Genomic DNA, 16,419 nt, shown 5'->3' on the forward strand with positions numbered 1-16,419 from the left:
GTTCCTGTTCATAGGGCGGTTCAAGGGCCGCCTATTCCTATCGTCAAAGGCCGAAGCCCATATTCTCAATCGGGCCCGAGAAAATCTTCGGTCGCCCGTTCCACTTCTTGCATCAGCGCCTCAATCTTCGGCACCAGCACGTCGAACTGACGTTTGTCGAAATCCGCCACCGTCCCCTTGGGACCGGGGTAGCGATATCGCGTGGCCGCCGGCGATAATACGTCCAGTTCGAGAAACCGCTCGGCCATCATATGCCCCTGTGGAAGCAGATCGACCAGTCCTCGAATATTGTGCATCGTCCCAGCCGGAACCTGCTCCATTTCAAGAACGCCACGTAGCAGTTTCTCGACGCATTGCTGCAGAAAATACGCCGCCTGGCGATGGTGCTGGGCCTTGATGGCCAAGGCGACCGCCAATTCCTCCTGTGCCAGCTGGAAGAAAGATCGAACGCGCTGTTGCCGCAACTGCTCGGGCGTCATTCCGGCACCTCGCCATAGACGAGACGACCGTGATCCACGATCTGCCGGATGAAGGATGTGTTCAGCCCCAGACTGGCTCGAAACACATCCATATCGCACGGAACGACGTCGGCTCCGACACCCGTTCCAGCCAGCGGCGCATAGACCCTGTCGTAATCATCGCTGTCGAAAGACCCGTTCTCCTTCGCCACAACCAATACGTCGAAGTCGCTGTCCGGACGCGCGTCTCCACGAGCGCGACTGCCGAAGAGCCAAATCATCTGCGGATCGAGAGCCTCCACCAGCCGGCGGATGATTTCCGCCAGCGCAACCTCCTCGCTACCGAACGAACCATAATTCGCCCGGACCCGCCGGAGAGAAGGGTGGAGGTCTACACCCATCACCCCACGCTGCCTTCCAGCGAAATCCCGATCAGCTTCTGCGCCTCGACGGCGAATTCCATCGGCAGTTCCTGGATGACTTCCTTGACGAAGCCATTGACGATCAGAGCGATGGCCGCCTCCTCCGGAATACCGCGCTGCAGGCAATAGAACAGCTGGTCTTCGGAGATCTTCGAGGTTGTCGCCTCGTGCTCGAACTGCGCCGAGGAATTCTTCGCCTCGATATAGGGCACGGTATGGGCACCGCAGCGGTCGCCGATCAGAAGCGAATCGCACTGGGTGAAATTGCGCGCATTGCTGGCCCGGCGGTGGGCGGAGACCTGGCCGCGATAGGTGTTCTGAGAAACGCCTGCGGCAATGCCCTTGGAGATGATGCGGCTCGACGTGTTCCGGCCGAGATGGATCATCTTGGTGCCCGAATCGATCTGCTGATGACCGTTCGATACCGCAATCGAATAGAATTCGCCGCGGCTGTCATCGCCACGCAGGATGCAGCTCGGATATTTCCAGGTAATGGCCGAACCCGTCTCGACCTGCGTCCAGGAGATCTTGGAGCGGTCGCCCCGGCAATCGCCACGCTTGGTAACAAAATTGAAGATGCCGCCTTTGCCGTCCTTGTCGCCCGGATACCAGTTCTGCACCGTCGAATATTTGATCTCGGCATCGTCCAGGGCCACCAGCTCGACAACCGCCGCATGCAGCTGGTTTTCGTCGCGCTGAGGCGCCGTGCAGCCTTCCAGATAGGAGACGTAAGCGCCCTCATCGGCGATGATCAGCGTGCGCTCGAACTGGCCGGTGTTCTTTTCGTTGATGCGGAAATAGGTCGAAAGCTCCATCGGGCAGCGAACGCCCTTCGGCACATAGACAAAGGAACCGTCCGTGAAGACCGCGGAGTTGAGCGTGGCATAATAATTGTCCGTGGTCGGCACGACCGAGCCGAGATACTGCTTGACCAGCTCCGGATATTCGCGGATCGCTTCCGAGATCGACATGAAGATCACGCCGGCCTTGGCCAGTTCCTTCTTGAAGGTGGTGACGACGGAGACACTGTCGAACACCGCATCGACGGCGACGCGCGGCTTGTCGACGCCGGCCAGGATTTCCTGTTCCCGCAGCGGAATGCCCAGCTTTTCGTAGACCCGCAACAGCTCCGGATCCACCTCTTCGAGCGAGGTCGGGCCCGGCGTGGTCTTCGGCGCGGCATAATAATAGATGTCGTTGAAATCGATCTTCGGGTAATCGACACGCGCCCAGGTGGGCTCTTCCATCGTCAGCCAGCGGCGATAGGCGTCGAGGCGCCATTCCAGCATCCATTCCGGCTCGTCCTTCTTGGCCGAAATGAAGCGGATGATCTCTTCCGAAAGACCCTTGGGAGCCTTTTCAACTTCGATCGTGGTCTCGAACCCGTATTTGTACTGGTCCACATCGATCTGGCGTACCTGATCAATGGTCTCCTGCACGGCAGCCATGGTCATTCTCCAATCTTGCCGGAATCAAGGGTCCGGCAGCTTGTCACTCTTTGGCGGAACTCCGCCCTCATGTAAGCGCCAGAAGGCGTTTTTCCCACCTCTTGGCAAGTAGAATTTTGCGCTTCATCAATGGCGCAAAGCTTTATGCCGCCCGACCGCCGGCACTCAGTCGGCCGGCAATGCGCGCAAAAGCCGACAGCGCGGCGTCTATGTCATCCTCGCTCGTCTCCGGCCCGATGGAGATCCGCAGAGCCCCCATATCGGGATCGGCCCCCATGGCCGTCAGCACATGGCTTTGCCCGACCTTGCCCGACGAGCAGGCCGAACCGGCCGATAGCGCAATGCCTTCCAGATCGAAGGCGATCTGCCCGGTCTCCGATTTCAGCCCGGGCACGGTGAAGAAACTCGTGTTCGGGATGCGCGGCATGCCAGCGCCATGAATGATCACCGACGGCAGGGCGGCGCGCATGCCCGCCTCCAGCCGCTCACGCCGCATCGCCATGATCCGGGCGCTTTCCGCCGCGGATGCCGACGCCGCCTCGGCTGCCGCGCCGAAGCCGACAATACCGGGGAAGTTCTCGGTACCCGACCGATGCCCCTTTTCCTGGCCACCACCCCTCAGGAGCGCACTCGGCATCATGATCTCGCCGCGCGAAATCAGCGCTCCGACGCCTTTCGGACCGGCAAGCTTATGGGAGGACAGGATCAGGAAATCCGCCTCCAGCGCGTTGATATCGAGTGCGAGACGACCTGCGGCCTGAACGGCATCGACCACCATCAGCCCGCCTTTGGCATGCACCAGGCGCGCGGCCTCGGCGACCGGCTGGATCACACCCGTCTCATTGTTGACGAGCATCACGGCGACCATTGGCAGGCCGAGGCCTTCATCATGTGCGGCCAGCGCAGCCTCAAGGGCCGCAAGGTCGAGAATGCCATCACCGGTCACGGGAACAAGGCTCACCCGCTCGGCCGGGAAACGTCCGCCATCGCGCACGGCGGGATGTTCGATAGCCGAAACGAAGAGATGGCCGATCTCGAGCGGCGCCCGGCCCATGCGGAAATGCGGCGTCAGGACAAGATTGGCCGCCTCGGTTGCGCCACTGGTGAAGATCACGTGCTGGGCCTGCGCTCCGGCCAGCTCTGCCACCTGGCGGCGGGCCCGATCAATGCCGGCACGCGCCAAACGTCCCTCGCCATGCACGGAGGATGCATTGCCCGGCAGAGCATAGGCATCCATCATCGCCTGCCTTGCCGCAAGGCAAAGCGGCGCTGTCGCATTCCAGTCGAGATAAACGCGTCTTCCTGCCATTGCCAGCGAAGCTTCCCGGTCTAGATCATGAAGCGCAACGCATTTCCCTTGAAATTTTCGCCGCGCATGCCGTAAGAGACGACCAACTGGGCGGCTGGTGCCAGCCCAAGTTTCGAATGGTTCTAAACTGTTTCTAGAAAAGATGAGCGGCTTCGTCAAGTCAAGCCGGTCATGAAACAGGTGGAAACGTCAAAAAGCTGACCGGAGTCACAATGCCCGAAGTCATTTTCAACGGCCCTGCCGGCCGCCTCGAAGGCCGTTATCAGCCGTCGAAGGAAAAGAACGCCCCGATCGCCCTCATCCTGCATCCGCATCCGCAATTCGGCGGCACGATGAACAACCAGATCGTCTACCAGCTCTTCTACATGTTTCAGAAGCGCGGCTTCACCACGCTTCGCTTCAATTTCCGCGGCATTGGCCGCAGCCAGGGCGAGTTCGACCATGGCGCCGGCGAACTGTCCGATGCCGCCTCGGCGCTTGACTGGGTGCAGAGCCTGCATCCCGATTCCAAGAGCTGCTGGGTCGCCGGCTATTCCTTCGGTGCCTGGATCGGCATGCAGTTGCTGATGCGCCGACCGGAGATCGAAGGTTTCCTCTCGATCGCGCCGCAGCCCAATATCTACGACTTCTCCTTCCTCGCTCCCTGCCCGTCCTCCGGCCTGATCATCAATGGCGATGCCGACAAGGTCGCACCGGAAAAGGATGTCAACACGCTTGTCGAGAAGCTGAAGACGCAGAAGGGCATCCTCATCACCCACAAGACCGTCGAAGGCGCGAACCATTTCTTCAATGCGCGCGTCGAACATCTGATGGGCGAATGCGAAGATTATCTGGATCGTCGCCTGAATGGCGAACTGGTGCCGGAACCGGCGGCCAAGCGCATCCGCTAAAGCAGCACAAGAAAGAGCGGCCCGCAGCCGCTCTTTTTTCGTCTGGAGGGGTAAATCGGCACCTTGGATCGCAAGCCAAGGACCGGAAACAGCGCAGGACGCCTGACCCTAGATCGCCATTGCCAGATCCGGCTCGATCATGCGGAAGATCCGCACGGCATTGCGCCCGCTTTCCTTCGCCTCGTAAAGCGCCAGGTCCGCCTGGCGCAGCGCGGTCGAAAGCTCGTTGGTCTCGCGGAAGGCTGTGACGCCAAAGCTTGCGCTGATACGGAAATGATGCGGCAAGCCCGCCACCGATTGCACGGCGAAACTGCCCCGCACCGCCTGGGCAAACATCACGGCGGCCTCCAGCGGCACGCCCGGAAGCACAACGCAGAACTCCTCCCCTCCCAGCCGTCCGATCACCGCGTGATCCGGTGCGCTGGCCCGCAAAAGGGCCGCAAAGGCGCGGATCACGCAATCGCCCGAATAATGGCCATAGGTGTCGTTGACGCGTTTGAAATGGTCGAGGTCGCACAGGATCACCGAATGCGGGCCCCGCATCCGCCGCAGCGCCATTTCGCAGTGATTGTCGAAACCCCGGCGATTGAGCACCTCGGAGAGCGCATCCACCTCCGAATTGCTGCGTTCCTCGGCCATGATTTCCAGCACGAAGACGGACAAGAGCATCAGCCCGATCAGGACGACGGCAACGCCGGTCGCGCTTTGCGACACAAGGGCGTAATAGGTGTGGACATAATCTCCCGCCGTTCGCCCCGCACCGACCAGCACGGCGGCCACGGCCTTCATCAGGAACTGCGCCGCCGCAATGAAGAGAAGCACCGCCATGGCTCGGTCGATCAACATCTTGCGGCTGGACCGCAACACGGCGATGGCGCTGAGAAAGACCACAAGCGCAAAGGGTGCCTGATAGCTCAGCGCATGCGCCCATGTGCCGCGCGGCAGATCGTAGATCCACACATCCAGAGCCATGGCCAGGCTGAAATAGCCGGCCAGCCACAGAGGATGGGCAGGAATGCCGTAAAGCTTGCCGATCCCGACACGAATCAGGATCAGGCCAGACAGAACGGTTGCAAATGCCATCATCGCGAAGAATCGCGGAAAGCTGGTAAAGGCAACCAGAAGTTCGGACAGCGTCGAAAGCGACGCCACCGCATAGGCCGCAGCAATCCAGAGTGCAGCAACACGCGAGCGACTGCGCGTCGAAACAATCAGGAATGCGGCCGAGAACGACAGGCCAATCATGAAATTGACGGCCAGGAAAAAACTCGCCCCGTTCACCGCATCTATATCCCCGTCACACGTATTTGCGCCCCCGCGCAACCAAAACTTAAGGCAGCACGAGACAAGGAAGTGTTAAAGGCCGGTCAAAAAGCCGATGACCCCTCACACCCGGGACGCGGCGCCGCCGCGCTCCCGCCCTGGCCGCCGAAAGCCCGGCCTACGGCTACTTTTCGGATGATTCCCGGCCGAAACAGTGGTAGAGGCGCGGCTCTACGACTATGCCAACACCCGCCAGAGATTGATTATGTCCAGGTTCAAGTCCGATTTTCTCCGCACGCTCGACGAACGCGGCTTCATCCACCAGGTTTCCGACGAGAACGGGCTGGATGCGCTGCTGACCAAGGAAACCGTGACGGCCTATATCGGCTATGATCCGACGGCCTCCAGCCTGCATGTCGGCCATCTCACGCAGATCATGATGCTGCACTGGTTCCAGGCCACGGGCCACCGGCCGATCTCGCTGATGGGCGGCGGAACCGGCATGGTGGGCGATCCGTCCTTCAAGGAGGAAGCACGTAAGCTGATGACGATCGACATGATCGAGGAGAATATCGCCTCGATCAAGCGGGTCTTTGCGCACTACCTGAACTACGAAGCGGGGCCGAAGGGCGGCGCGCTGATGATCAACAATGCAGAGTGGCTGCGGCCGCTGAATTACCTCGAATTCCTGCGCGATGTCGGCCGGCACTTCTCCGTCAACCGCATGCTGTCCTTCGACAGCGTCAAGACGCGTCTCGACCGCGAGCAGTCATTGTCCTTCCTGGAATTCAACTACATGATCCTCCAGGCCTATGACTATGTCGAGCTGGCGAAGCGTTACGAGTGCCGTCTGCAGATGGGCGGCTCCGATCAATGGGGCAATATCATCAACGGCATCGATCTCGGTCACCGCATGGGCACCGAGCAACTCTACGCGCTGACCTCGCCGCTGCTGACCACCGCCTCGGGCGCAAAAATGGGCAAATCCGCGTCAGGCGCCGTGTGGCTGAATGCCGAACTGATGCCGGTCTATGATTTCTGGCAGTACTGGCGCAACACCGAGGATGCCGATGTCGAGCGCTTCCTGAAGCTCTTCACCATTCTGCCGATGGATGAGATCGCCCGGCTTGCCGCGCTCGGCGGTTCGGAGATCAACGAGGCGAAGAAGGTGCTGGCAACGGAAATCACTGCCATCCTGCACGGTCGCGATGCGGCGGAGGCTGCGGCGGAAACCGCACGCAAGACATTCGAAGAAGGCGCGCTGTCGCAAAACCTGCCCTCCGTCGAGATTCCGGCAGCCGAACTCGATGCCGGGATCGGCCTGCTGGCCCTGATGGTCCGCGCCGGACTTGCCGCCTCCAATGGCGAAGCGCGTCGCCATGTCCAGGGCGGGGCCGTGCGGATCAACGATCAGCCCGTGGCAGACGAACGCCAGGTGATCGGCAGCGGCGAGGTGACGGCCGATGGCGTCATCAAGCTGTCGCTCGGCAAGAAGAAGCACATTCTGGTGCGCCCCGCCTGAGCCATTCGCCTCGAGCGAGAAAAACAGAGGCCGGGTCCGATCGGACCCGGTCCGCTCCGGTTCACTGAAATTCGAAGATCTGGCGGAAGACGCCCGGCGCAATGATCGACAACGGATTGACCGTCAGCTTCGGCTGGTCGATCGAGCCGGTCACCTTGAAGGTGATCCCCAAAAGTCCGCGGTCGCGGCCATTGCCGAGAATCGTCCCGATGATCGGCAGTTCGGCGAACAGCCGGTTCAGCCCATAGGCGGGCATGAAGGTGCCGGTCATGTCCATGGCGCCGGAGGCATCGCGCAGCATGCCCTGGAAGGTCGCGCCGATCTGCTCGCCGCGCACCACGCCATTTTCGACCGAAAGCGCTCCGTCGCGATAGACGATGCGGGCAAAGCCGCGCTGAAACTTGGCGGAACTGACGTCGATATCGCGCTTGACGGCCGAATTCAGGCTGCGGCCATCCTCGCCGACGGGTGTCGAGACGATCGACTGCAGGCGGCTCTCATTGACGAGCGAGAAACTGCGCAGATCGACATAGCCGCTCCAATTGCTGTCCCTCTCCTGCGTCAGGCGGATGTTCAGGAGCCCGCTGCGCATGTGGTCGTAGATATTGGCGAAACGGGCCACGGCGCCGGCATCGCCGCTGGTCAGCGAAATCGTATCGCCCTGCTCGCCGCCAAGCGTCTTGCCGACGACCGCCTGGCCGCTTGCGGTCACCGCGGCAAGTTGCATGTTCTGCACGTCGCCGCCGCCGATCGTGCCGCTGAAACTGACATTGCGCAGCGCCTCGTCGTTGAAGCCGAGCGCCCGGTCGAGCTTTGCCTTGACGCGCACGGTGGCACTGTCGTCCTCACCGCCCTTCCCCGCACTGGCCGAACCCTCACCCTTGATCTTCGCCAGCAGCGGCCGAAGGTCGGCGCCGCCGCCGCTGACATTGATGTCATAGCCGGAGCGCGCCCGCGCCAGCGTCAAAGCGAAATTGTCGGCGCTCGACAATTGCACCTTGGAGAAATTGGCCGACTGCAGACCATCCTTGTTCAAGGCGAGATTGCCGCTGACGCCGAAGCCGTCGCCCGAAATGGCAAGCTTGGTCACATCGGTCGCGCCATCTTTGCTCTTCACCTCGAGTTCGGCCCGCGCCGCAATGCCCGGCCCCTTTTGCCACCCGACCCAGGGCGCCGACAGACGCGCCTTGGTCAGATCGATCTTCACCGCCTGATGGTCGGCATCGATGCGCGACAGCTCGACATCCAGAGGCCCGCTGACCACGTCCGAAAGACCCGGCACCAGCGCCTCGCGATTGCTGTCATTGAGCGTCGCCCTGATTTCGAGCGCGCGCGCCACAGCCGATTTCTTGCCGATCGGCTGGACCAGCGTCACCTCGGCCGGCACATCCTCGATCGCAGCCTTTGCCTTGAGCCGCAGGGCCTCCTGGTCGACGACCATCTGGCCGGTCACATTGCTGATCCGGCGGCCCTCGACGGGTTCGGCGAGATCCACATCGTCGAGGGTGATCTCGGCGCCGAATATGGGCGGCGGAGGCTCCTGGTCGCGCAGCAGTCCGAAGCGCGCGGTGATCTTGGCCTGCGCTGTGCCGGAAAAATCGTCCGGCGTGAACTCCGTGTCCTTCAGGCCGTTGATCGGCTGGAAACTGGCAAGCTCCGCAAGCGCGTCGGCGCCGCCGGACACCGTCAGGTTCAGATCGGCCATCAGCGGCTTGCGATAGGTGGAGACAATCTCGAACCGGCCCGCCTCGGCCGAAACCGAGCGGCCGGAGGGAAAATAGGAGCGTGCGCTGCGGATATCCACGACCAGATGTTCGCCCTTCAGGTCGAGGTGACCGGAAAGATCGCGCACCGGCGGTATGTCTCCGGTGATGTTCATCCGGTTGTCGGCAATGTCGAAGCTCAGCTGCAACTCGTCGGCGTTGAGATCCAGGGGCACGCCCGGGCCTTTCATCCGCCCGCCGGGAATGAAGACGGCAATCGAGCCATTGGTCACCGTGCCGCCGAACATATTGGCCGTCACCCAGTCGCGCGGCTTTCGCGCCATCCAGAACGGCCAGAGCTGTTTCACCGCAGCCACATCCATTTTCGGCAATTGCGCGCCGAAGCTGATTTCCGGCGAGACATTGCCGAGCAGCCGAAGCTTCAGAGACCCCGCCATCTGTCCCATCGGGCTGGACACGAACATATCGTCCACTTCCAGCAGGCGATCGGCCGACAGGTAGCGGCCATTGGCCTTCAAATCGAAGACGACCGGCTCGTCTGCGCCCGATTCGCCCTGCGCCCGCCCTCCGCTGACCAGGAGATCGAGGCCGAAACCGGGTCGCTTTTCCGCAGGGTTGAGCCGATCCAGATCCACCAGCGCACCACTGACCGGCAGAACGGTGGGACCGAAACGCATGTCGGACGGCAGGATCTCGATCAGGTTCTTGGCAAAATCATAAGCGACGCGGATGCTCGCGCCACTCAGCTCCTGGCCGATCCCGTCGAAATAGAACATGCCCGGCTCGTGGTCGATCTGCGCCCGGATCGCCGGATCGGCCTCCGACGTGTCGCGCACGGCCGAGAGATTGACGGTAACGGCGCCCTGCAATCCTTCGCGCGGCGCCCCGTCACCATCGCGCTGCAGCAGGAAGGGTGTCAGATCCAGACCCGTGACCTTCGCCTCCAGCTTGCGTGTGACGCCCTGTTCCGAGGAGGCGCTGACCAGGAGATTGGCGCGCCGCCCATCCAGTTCGACGATGCCCGTCAGCACCACCTGCCCACTGTCCGACAGCGAGAGGACAAGGTCGTCGACCACCAGCGACGAGACCCGTCCCTCGCGGTCCGGCGGGAACTGGACACGGATGCCGGAAATATTGATCGAACCCGTGCCGGTGCGCTCGATGACGCCCCGCGCCTCGTCCAGTCGCTGGAAGGCCTGCTCCAGCCAGGCCGGCAGACGGTCGATGCGCATCTGCGACAGGTCCATAGGATCGCCAGCCGGCAGAAGTGCGGTATCCAGGCTGATATCCTGCGCCTCGATATGACGGATCGAGACCTGGCCGCGCGCCAGGGCCAAGGGGTCGATCGCCAGCCTGAGCGAGCCGGTGCGGGTCAGGTGAGCGCCGGTCGCCACTTCGATGATATCGACGTTGCGCGCCTCCAGGGCGATCCGGAGATCGGAATCGAATCGCAACACCGTCGCGCCCACCGTCGCCTGGTAGCGCGGTCCGATCGCTGCGTTCAGCGCCGATTGCGCCCGCGATTTCAGCGTGCTGTCGATGGCGCCGGTTTCGATGGCAAGGAAGATGCTGGCGCCGGCCAGGAGCACCAGCAGCAGGAAAAAGCAGAGATAGCGGATGACGCCGGCCGCACGCGACCGCGGCCTGGGGCAATTCACGATGATCGGATCATGCGCCTGCGCCGAGGGCAGGCTGTGCAGATCGACCATGTCCCTTCGGCGGAAAACGACCTTTTCCCCTCTGATGTCCGCCATGTCTTCCTGTATCCGAGTGTTCCCGCATCCGAAGGACGCATATGCGCAGGTGATCTGGACCCGTTTCGAAGCAGTATATACCCTGCCAAACATGATTTGCCCAAGATGCTGGCGAAAGAAAGGAAAACCATGTCTGAATTATCGGTCGGCGCAACCGCGCCCGACTTCACGCTTGCCAGGGATGGCGGCGGGACGGTGTCGCTGTCGGATTTTCGCGGCAAGCCCGTCATCGTCTATTTCTACCCCAAGGACGATACGAGCGGCTGCACGGTCGAAGCCCTGGATTTCACCGCCCGCGCCTCGGATTTCGCCGCTGTCGGCGCAACCGTTCTCGGCATTTCGCCCGATCCCGTCGCCCGCCATGACAAATTCATCAAGAAGCACGATCTGCGGGTGGTCCTTTTGTCCGATGAAGAACAGCAGGCCGCCAATGCCTATGGCGTCTGGAAGGAAAAAAGCATGTATGGCCGGACCTACATGGGCATCGAACGATCGACCTTCCTCGTCGATGCCGATGGAAAGCTTTCGCGCATCTGGAACAAGGTGAAGGTTGCCGGCCATGCGGATGAAGTGCTTGAAGCCGTCAAGGCCCTGTGACATCAACGGGGCATGACCGATGCATCCGTGACACCCGTGCCGCCTTTGTCCATCCGCTCGCTGCGGGGCGGCACCATCCAGGCCATTGCCTCGGCTGATCTGGACATGAAGACGGAGCTTGCTCAGGAAACGGCACGGCGCTGGTTTGCGCGGCGGCTTTCGCTGCGCTCGCCCCTCGATCCGCCGCTTCCCGACCGGCCGGGACGCCCGGCAAAGCCGGAACTCGTGCCGCCGAAACTGGTGGAAAAGCGGTCGCTCCACACGCTGAAGGGCCGGATCGCGCTCCTGCACGCAATCGCCCATATCGAGCTCAATGCGGTGGATCTGGCGCTCGACATCGTTGGCCGTTATGCGACGGAACCCGTGCCGCATTCCTTCTTCGACGGCTGGATGCAGGTCGCGTTCGAGGAGGCCAAGCATTTCCGCATGGTGCGCGACAGGCTGCGCCAGCTCGGCGCCGATTATGGCGACATGCCGGCCCATGACGGGCTCTGGCAGGCGGCCCATTCGACACGCAATGATCTGACCGCACGGCTGGCGGTGGTTCCCCTGATCCTCGAAGCGCGCGGCCTCGACGTCACGCCGGCGCTGCAGGAAAAGATGCGGGAGACCGGCGATCTGGAGACGGCGGCCGTGCTGGACGTGATCTACCAGGACGAGAAAGGCCATGTGGCGATCGGCGCGAAATGGTTCCGCTTCCTCTGCGCGCGTGAAAGACGTGACCCCGCCCGCACCTTCCAGGATCTGGTCCGCGCCAATTTCCGCGGCTCGCTGAAGCCGCCCTTCAACGATCTCGCCCGCGCGGAGGCGGGGCTCACGCCATCCTTCTATCGATCCTTGACCGCCACCAGCCACGCCTGACGGGCCTGCGGCCTTCCAAGCGCCTCCCGCCCCCGCGCCCCGCGCCCCACGCCGACCGGCTTAACCCGTCATTAACCTTAACAGGGTGTAATCCCGGCAAGGCTGATCGCGCTGAGCGAGTCGTACGGGAGACGGATTTGGCAGAGGCGGGTGACAATCGTGTTTTCGGCAAGCGTGCCAGACAGCACGTGCTGATCCTCGCTTCAGGCGATCGCATCCGCCACATGGCGATCCGTCCCTGGATGGCAGGCCTCGGTCTCTGTTTCGTCCTCGTCTTCACGATCGGCTATCTCGCCGCGACCACCTATCTCGTCCTGCGCGACGACCTGATCGGCGCGGCAATGGCCCGCCAGGCGCGTATCCAGCATGATTATGAAGACCGTATTTCGGCCCTCCGGGCGCAGCTCGACCGGATCACCTCCCGCCAGCTTCTCGACCAGCAGGTGGTGGAACAGAAGGTGGAAAAGCTGCTCGAACAGCAGAGCGCCCTGTTTTCCCGCCATGGCAAGCTCGGGGACCTGATGGAGCGGGCGGAAGAGCAAGGCCTTGGCGGCGAAGCCGCGCCGCCGGTCAATGCCTTCCAGCCGCAGAAGCGCGACAAGCAGGCCATGCTCGGCGATGGCCTGAAGGCGATCGATCATCTCCTCTCCGCCGACCAGAACACCAAGGCACGGACCACGGCCTCCGCTTTCTCGCCCGCTGCATCGCCTGCCGGACTCTCGACCGCCTTCTCGCATGCCGACGAAAGCGTGGCCGATCGGGCGGACCGCGTCTTTTCCAAGGTGACGCTCTCGCTGAAGACCATCGAGCAGGAACAGTTTTCCCGCATCCACGAATTGACGGCCGATGCGGAGAAGAAGGCGAGCGCGATGGCGGCGATCATGCGCCCGATCGGCGTTGCCCTGCCAATCCAGGCGCCGGAGCTTGGGAGCGATACCGGCGGCCCCTTCGTCGAGCCGATGCATCTCAACGCCTTCGATGCCTCTCTCGACCAGCTGGACGCTGCCTTGAACCGCCTCGACAATGTCCGCCAGACGGCCAAGGACCTGCCTTTCGGCAATCCCGCACCCGGCGACAGCATTACCAGCCCCTTCGGCAACCGTGTCGACCCTTTCCTCGGCCGCCTGGCCCTGCACACCGGCATTGATTTTCGCGCCGATATTGGCCAGCCGGTCAAGGCGACCGGGCGCGGCAAGGTCATCTCGTCCGGCTATTCCGGCGGATATGGCAATATGGTGGAGATCGATCACGGCCAGGGAATCACCACGCGCTTCGGGCATCTGTCCGCGGCCCTGGTGAGCGTCGGCGAGCATGTGGAAGCCGGTGACGTCATCGGCAAAGCGGGCTCGACCGGCCGGTCGACCGGACCGCATATTCACTACGAGGTCCGCCGCAATGGTGACGCGGTGGATCCGATCCGCTTCCTCAATGCCGGCATGAAACTGACGACCTATATGTGACGCCGGACGGCCCTGCGCGGAGCGGCCGGTCCCGTCGCACCCGCTGCCTCTCCTCCGGCTTTTTCGGCATTTCGCCGTTCTGGGGCTCAAATTCACCATTTGCGCCGCATTTTGACCGCTTTTCTTGACTTTGCCGGGCTTTGCGCTTATGTCGCGGCCATCGTCGGACGTTCATACGGATCCGACTCACAGAGTTCTTCCACAGAACCGAACGGAAACAGTTTTCTCTTTGACCACTTTTGCTGATCTTGGCTTGAGCCAGAAAGTCCTTTCCGCCGTGACCGACGCGGGCTATTCAACGCCTACGCCGATTCAGGCCGGTGCCATCCCGCCCGCCCTCCAGCGGCGCGATATTTGCGGGATCGCACAGACGGGGACAGGCAAGACAGCCTCCTTCGTCCTGCCGATGCTGACCCTTCTCGAGAAGGGCCGCGCCCGGGCTCGCATGCCGCGGACGCTCATTCTGGAACCGACGCGCGAACTCGCGGCGCAGGTTGCGGAAAATTTCGAAAAATACGGCAAGAACCACAAGCTGAACGTGGCGCTGCTGATCGGCGGCGTCTCCTTCGACGAGCAGGACCGCAAGCTGGAGCGCGGCGCCGACGTGCTGATCTGCACGCCCGGCCGGCTTCTCGATCATTGCGAGCGCGGCAAACTGCTGATGACGGGTGTGGAAATCCTCGTCATCGACGAAGCCGACCGCATGCTCGACATGGGCTTCATCCCGGATATCGAGCGGATCGCCAAGATGATCCCCTTTACCCGCCAGACCCTGTTCTTCTCGGCCACCATGCCGCCGGAAATCCAGAAGCTGGCGGATCGCTTCCTGCAGAACCCGGAGCGTGTCGAGGTGGCACCGCCCTCCTCCACCGCCAAGACCGTGACGCAGCGCCTCGTCGCTTCGCACAACAAGGATTACGAGAAGCGCGCAGTGCTGCGCGAGCTCATCCGGGCGCAGAATGATCTCAAGAATGCGATCATCTTCTGCAACCGCAAGAAGGATGTCGCGGATCTGTTCCGCTCGCTCGAACGCCACGGCTTTTCCGTCGGCGCCTTGCATGGCGACATGGACCAGCGCTCCCGCACCAATATGCTGGCCGGCTTCAAGGACAATCAGATCACGCTTCTGGTAGCCTCGGACGTCGCCGCGCGCGGCCTCGACATTCCCGATGTCAGCCATGTCTTCAATTTCGACGTGCCGATCCATGCGGAGGATTATGTCCACCGAATCGGCCGCACCGGCCGCGCCGGCCGATCCGGACGTGCCTTCACCCTCGTCACCAAATCCGACTCGAAATATCTCGACGCGATCGAAAAGCTGATCGGCCAGCAGATCGAATGGGAAAGCGGCGATCTGTCTGCGCTTCCGCCTCCGATGGAGAGCCAGGATAGCGGTCGGGCGCGCGGCAAGTCTCGCGAGCGCGACAAGGATCGGGATCGGGATCGTGGACGGTCCAAGCGCGGTCATAAAGCTGACATCCGGGCAGCCGATACTGCCGAAGTCATCGAGCAGGCTCCCAGCGAGCGGGCTCCTAGCGAACGGGCTCCCACTGAGCGGGCTCCCATTGAACGGGCTCCCATTGAACGGGCTCCCAGTGAACGGGCTCCAAAGGAACAAAGGACGGACAGCGTGGCGGCAGAACTTCAGAAGGCAGACCATCGCAAGCCGCAGAATGGTGGCCGCAACCAGTCGCGCCCCTATCCTGCCAATGACGACCACCGCGAACGCCGCCGCCGCCGTGATGACGATGACGGCCCGACGCCGGTCGGCTTCGGCGACGACATTCCGGCTTTCATGCTGATCGTGGCCAACGCCAAGGGCTGATGCCAGATGGCTCTTCCCGGCATTGATTTTCCGGGTTTCGGCGCCGGTCTCGTAATCCGGCGCGACGATGGCAAGATCCTTCTCTACAAACGCCTGAAGGCACCGGAAGCCGGCCACTGGAACATCGTGGGCGGCAAGGTCGATCATATGGAATCCTCCGAGGATGCCGCGCGGCGCGAGGCGCAGGAGGAAACCGGCCTTGTCATCGGTGCCCTCCACTGCCTCGGCGTCAGCGAGCAGCGGATCGAGGCCGATCGCCAGCACTGGATCTCCGTGCTTTACGTGACGGACGATTTCAATGGTGATCCGGTCCTGACGGAGCCGGACAAGCTCTCCGACTTCGGCTGGTTTGCCATCGATGCCCTGCCAACCCCTCTCTCCGCCTTCACGAGTCATGCGGTCCGCCTGCTGCAGGCAGGCTGACGCGCATTAGGACCCGATCAGGGTCCGAGGAGCGAAGCCGCCGGTGGATCAATATCCGTCAAGGCTTCGTGACGCGGGGTATAGCGATTTCCGCCATGTCCCCGCGGGACGCGCCGGAAACCGTGTGCAAATTCGACCCTAAGGTCTGGATGCGCGCAGTCCGGCCTCGAAGGCAAGCCGGCTCCATTTCGCCATGCTGTCCGGATCGTCCAGCGCCTCTTCCGGTATCGTCCAGTAGGGCATCAGGACGGCCTTGCCGGATTTTCCCTCATAGGACCATTGCCGGGCGCCGGCGGCGGCAAACAGCGGCGCCGTCTCGGCATCGGCCTTCAGCATGATCTCGTCTCGCAGTTCGAGCGCAAAGATGATGCCCTGGTGATAGATGCCCTTGCCGCCGAACATGCGGCGGATGCTGACCGATCCCAAAGCCTCGAACATGTCTTCGATCGCCGCATTGTCCATG

General features: G+C 62.4%; 14 protein-coding genes. 7 read left to right on the forward strand and 7 right to left on the reverse strand.

Annotated features, from left to right (window positions below; genetic code table 11):
• Nucleotides 1–65: 65 nt before the first annotated feature.
• From QTJ18_RS13515 to QTJ18_RS13530, 4 genes are all read right to left on the reverse strand, one after another.
• Nucleotides 66–479: a HEPN domain-containing protein gene (locus tag QTJ18_RS13515; protein ID WP_252750729.1), complete on the reverse strand. Its 414-nt coding sequence runs from the start codon at nt 477–479 to the stop codon at nt 66–68.
• A complete protein-coding gene (locus QTJ18_RS13520; protein WP_252750730.1) occupies nt 476–859 on the reverse strand; it encodes a nucleotidyltransferase domain-containing protein in 384 nt (127 codons plus the stop codon). Before QTJ18_RS13520 ends, QTJ18_RS13515 begins: the two co-directional genes overlap by 4 nt.
• A complete protein-coding gene (gene sufB, locus QTJ18_RS13525; protein ID WP_252750731.1) occupies nt 859–2,328 on the reverse strand; it encodes a Fe-S cluster assembly protein SufB in 1,470 nt (489 codons plus the stop codon). Before sufB ends, QTJ18_RS13520 begins: the two co-directional genes overlap by 1 nt.
• Before the next feature lie 142 nt (nt 2,329–2,470).
• A complete protein-coding gene (locus tag QTJ18_RS13530) occupies nt 2,471–3,637 on the reverse strand; it encodes a cysteine desulfurase family protein (protein WP_252750732.1) in 1,167 nt (388 codons plus the stop codon).
• Nucleotides 3,638–3,849: 212 nt separating this feature from the next.
• Between QTJ18_RS13530 and QTJ18_RS13535 the strand changes: the two genes are divergently transcribed.
• Nucleotides 3,850–4,527 carry an alpha/beta hydrolase gene (locus tag QTJ18_RS13535; protein ID WP_252750733.1) on the forward strand — a complete coding sequence of 226 codons (678 nt, stop codon included), beginning with the start codon at nt 3,850–3,852 and terminating at the stop codon, nt 4,525–4,527.
• Nucleotides 4,528–4,635: 108 nt separating this feature from the next.
• On the opposite strand, the gene QTJ18_RS13540 is transcribed toward QTJ18_RS13535, so the two are convergent.
• The gene (locus QTJ18_RS13540; protein WP_252750734.1) at nt 4,636–5,808 is read right to left on the reverse strand and encodes a GGDEF domain-containing protein; all 1,173 of its coding nucleotides are present in this window, start codon (nt 5,806–5,808) and stop codon (nt 4,636–4,638) included.
• Between the two features lie 247 nt (nt 5,809–6,055).
• On the opposite strand from QTJ18_RS13540, the gene tyrS reads away from it, so the two are divergent.
• Complete coding sequence (tyrS, locus tag QTJ18_RS13545; protein WP_252750735.1) at nt 6,056–7,312, forward strand: tyrosine--tRNA ligase; 1,257 nt, start codon at nt 6,056–6,058, stop codon at nt 7,310–7,312.
• 61 nt (nt 7,313–7,373) lie between these two features.
• On the opposite strand, the gene QTJ18_RS13550 is transcribed toward tyrS, so the two are convergent.
• Nucleotides 7,374–10,790, reverse strand: a complete 3,417-nt coding sequence (locus QTJ18_RS13550; protein ID WP_252750736.1) for a DUF3971 domain-containing protein — start codon at nt 10,788–10,790, stop codon at nt 7,374–7,376.
• 129 nt (nt 10,791–10,919) lie between these two features.
• Here QTJ18_RS13550 and bcp point away from each other — a divergent pair, with 129 nt between their 5' ends.
• The 5 genes from bcp to QTJ18_RS13575 all read left to right on the forward strand — a co-directional run bounded on the left by bcp (nt 10,920) and on the right by QTJ18_RS13575 (nt 15,956).
• The gene (gene bcp / locus QTJ18_RS13555) at nt 10,920–11,387 is read left to right on the forward strand and encodes a thioredoxin-dependent thiol peroxidase (RefSeq protein WP_252750737.1); all 468 of its coding nucleotides are present in this window, start codon (nt 10,920–10,922) and stop codon (nt 11,385–11,387) included.
• A gap of 12 nt (nt 11,388–11,399) precedes the next feature.
• Nucleotides 11,400–12,248, forward strand: a complete 849-nt coding sequence (locus QTJ18_RS13560) for a ferritin-like domain-containing protein (RefSeq protein WP_252750738.1) — start codon at nt 11,400–11,402, stop codon at nt 12,246–12,248.
• Nucleotides 12,249–12,385: 137 nt separating this feature from the next.
• Nucleotides 12,386–13,708 (forward strand): M23 family metallopeptidase, encoded by a 1,323-nt coding sequence (locus QTJ18_RS13565; protein WP_252750739.1) that lies wholly within the window; start codon nt 12,386–12,388, stop codon nt 13,706–13,708.
• A gap of 229 nt (nt 13,709–13,937) precedes the next feature.
• Entirely contained in the window at nt 13,938–15,533 is a 1,596-nt protein-coding gene (locus QTJ18_RS13570; RefSeq protein ID WP_252750740.1) for a DEAD/DEAH box helicase, read from the forward strand.
• 6 nt (nt 15,534–15,539) lie between these two features.
• Entirely contained in the window at nt 15,540–15,956 is a 417-nt protein-coding gene (locus QTJ18_RS13575; protein WP_252750741.1) for an NUDIX domain-containing protein, read from the forward strand.
• Nucleotides 15,957–16,094: 138 nt separating this feature from the next.
• Here the strand turns inward: QTJ18_RS13575 and QTJ18_RS13580 are convergent, their stop codons facing one another.
• Complete coding sequence (locus QTJ18_RS13580) at nt 16,095–16,418, reverse strand: TfoX/Sxy family protein (RefSeq protein WP_252750742.1); 324 nt, start codon at nt 16,416–16,418, stop codon at nt 16,095–16,097.
• Nucleotide 16,419: the final 1 nt, after the last annotated feature.

It is taken from the genome of Rhizobium sp. SSA_523, from assembly GCF_030435705.1.
Taxonomy (GTDB): Bacteria; Pseudomonadota; Alphaproteobacteria; order Rhizobiales; family Rhizobiaceae; genus Neorhizobium.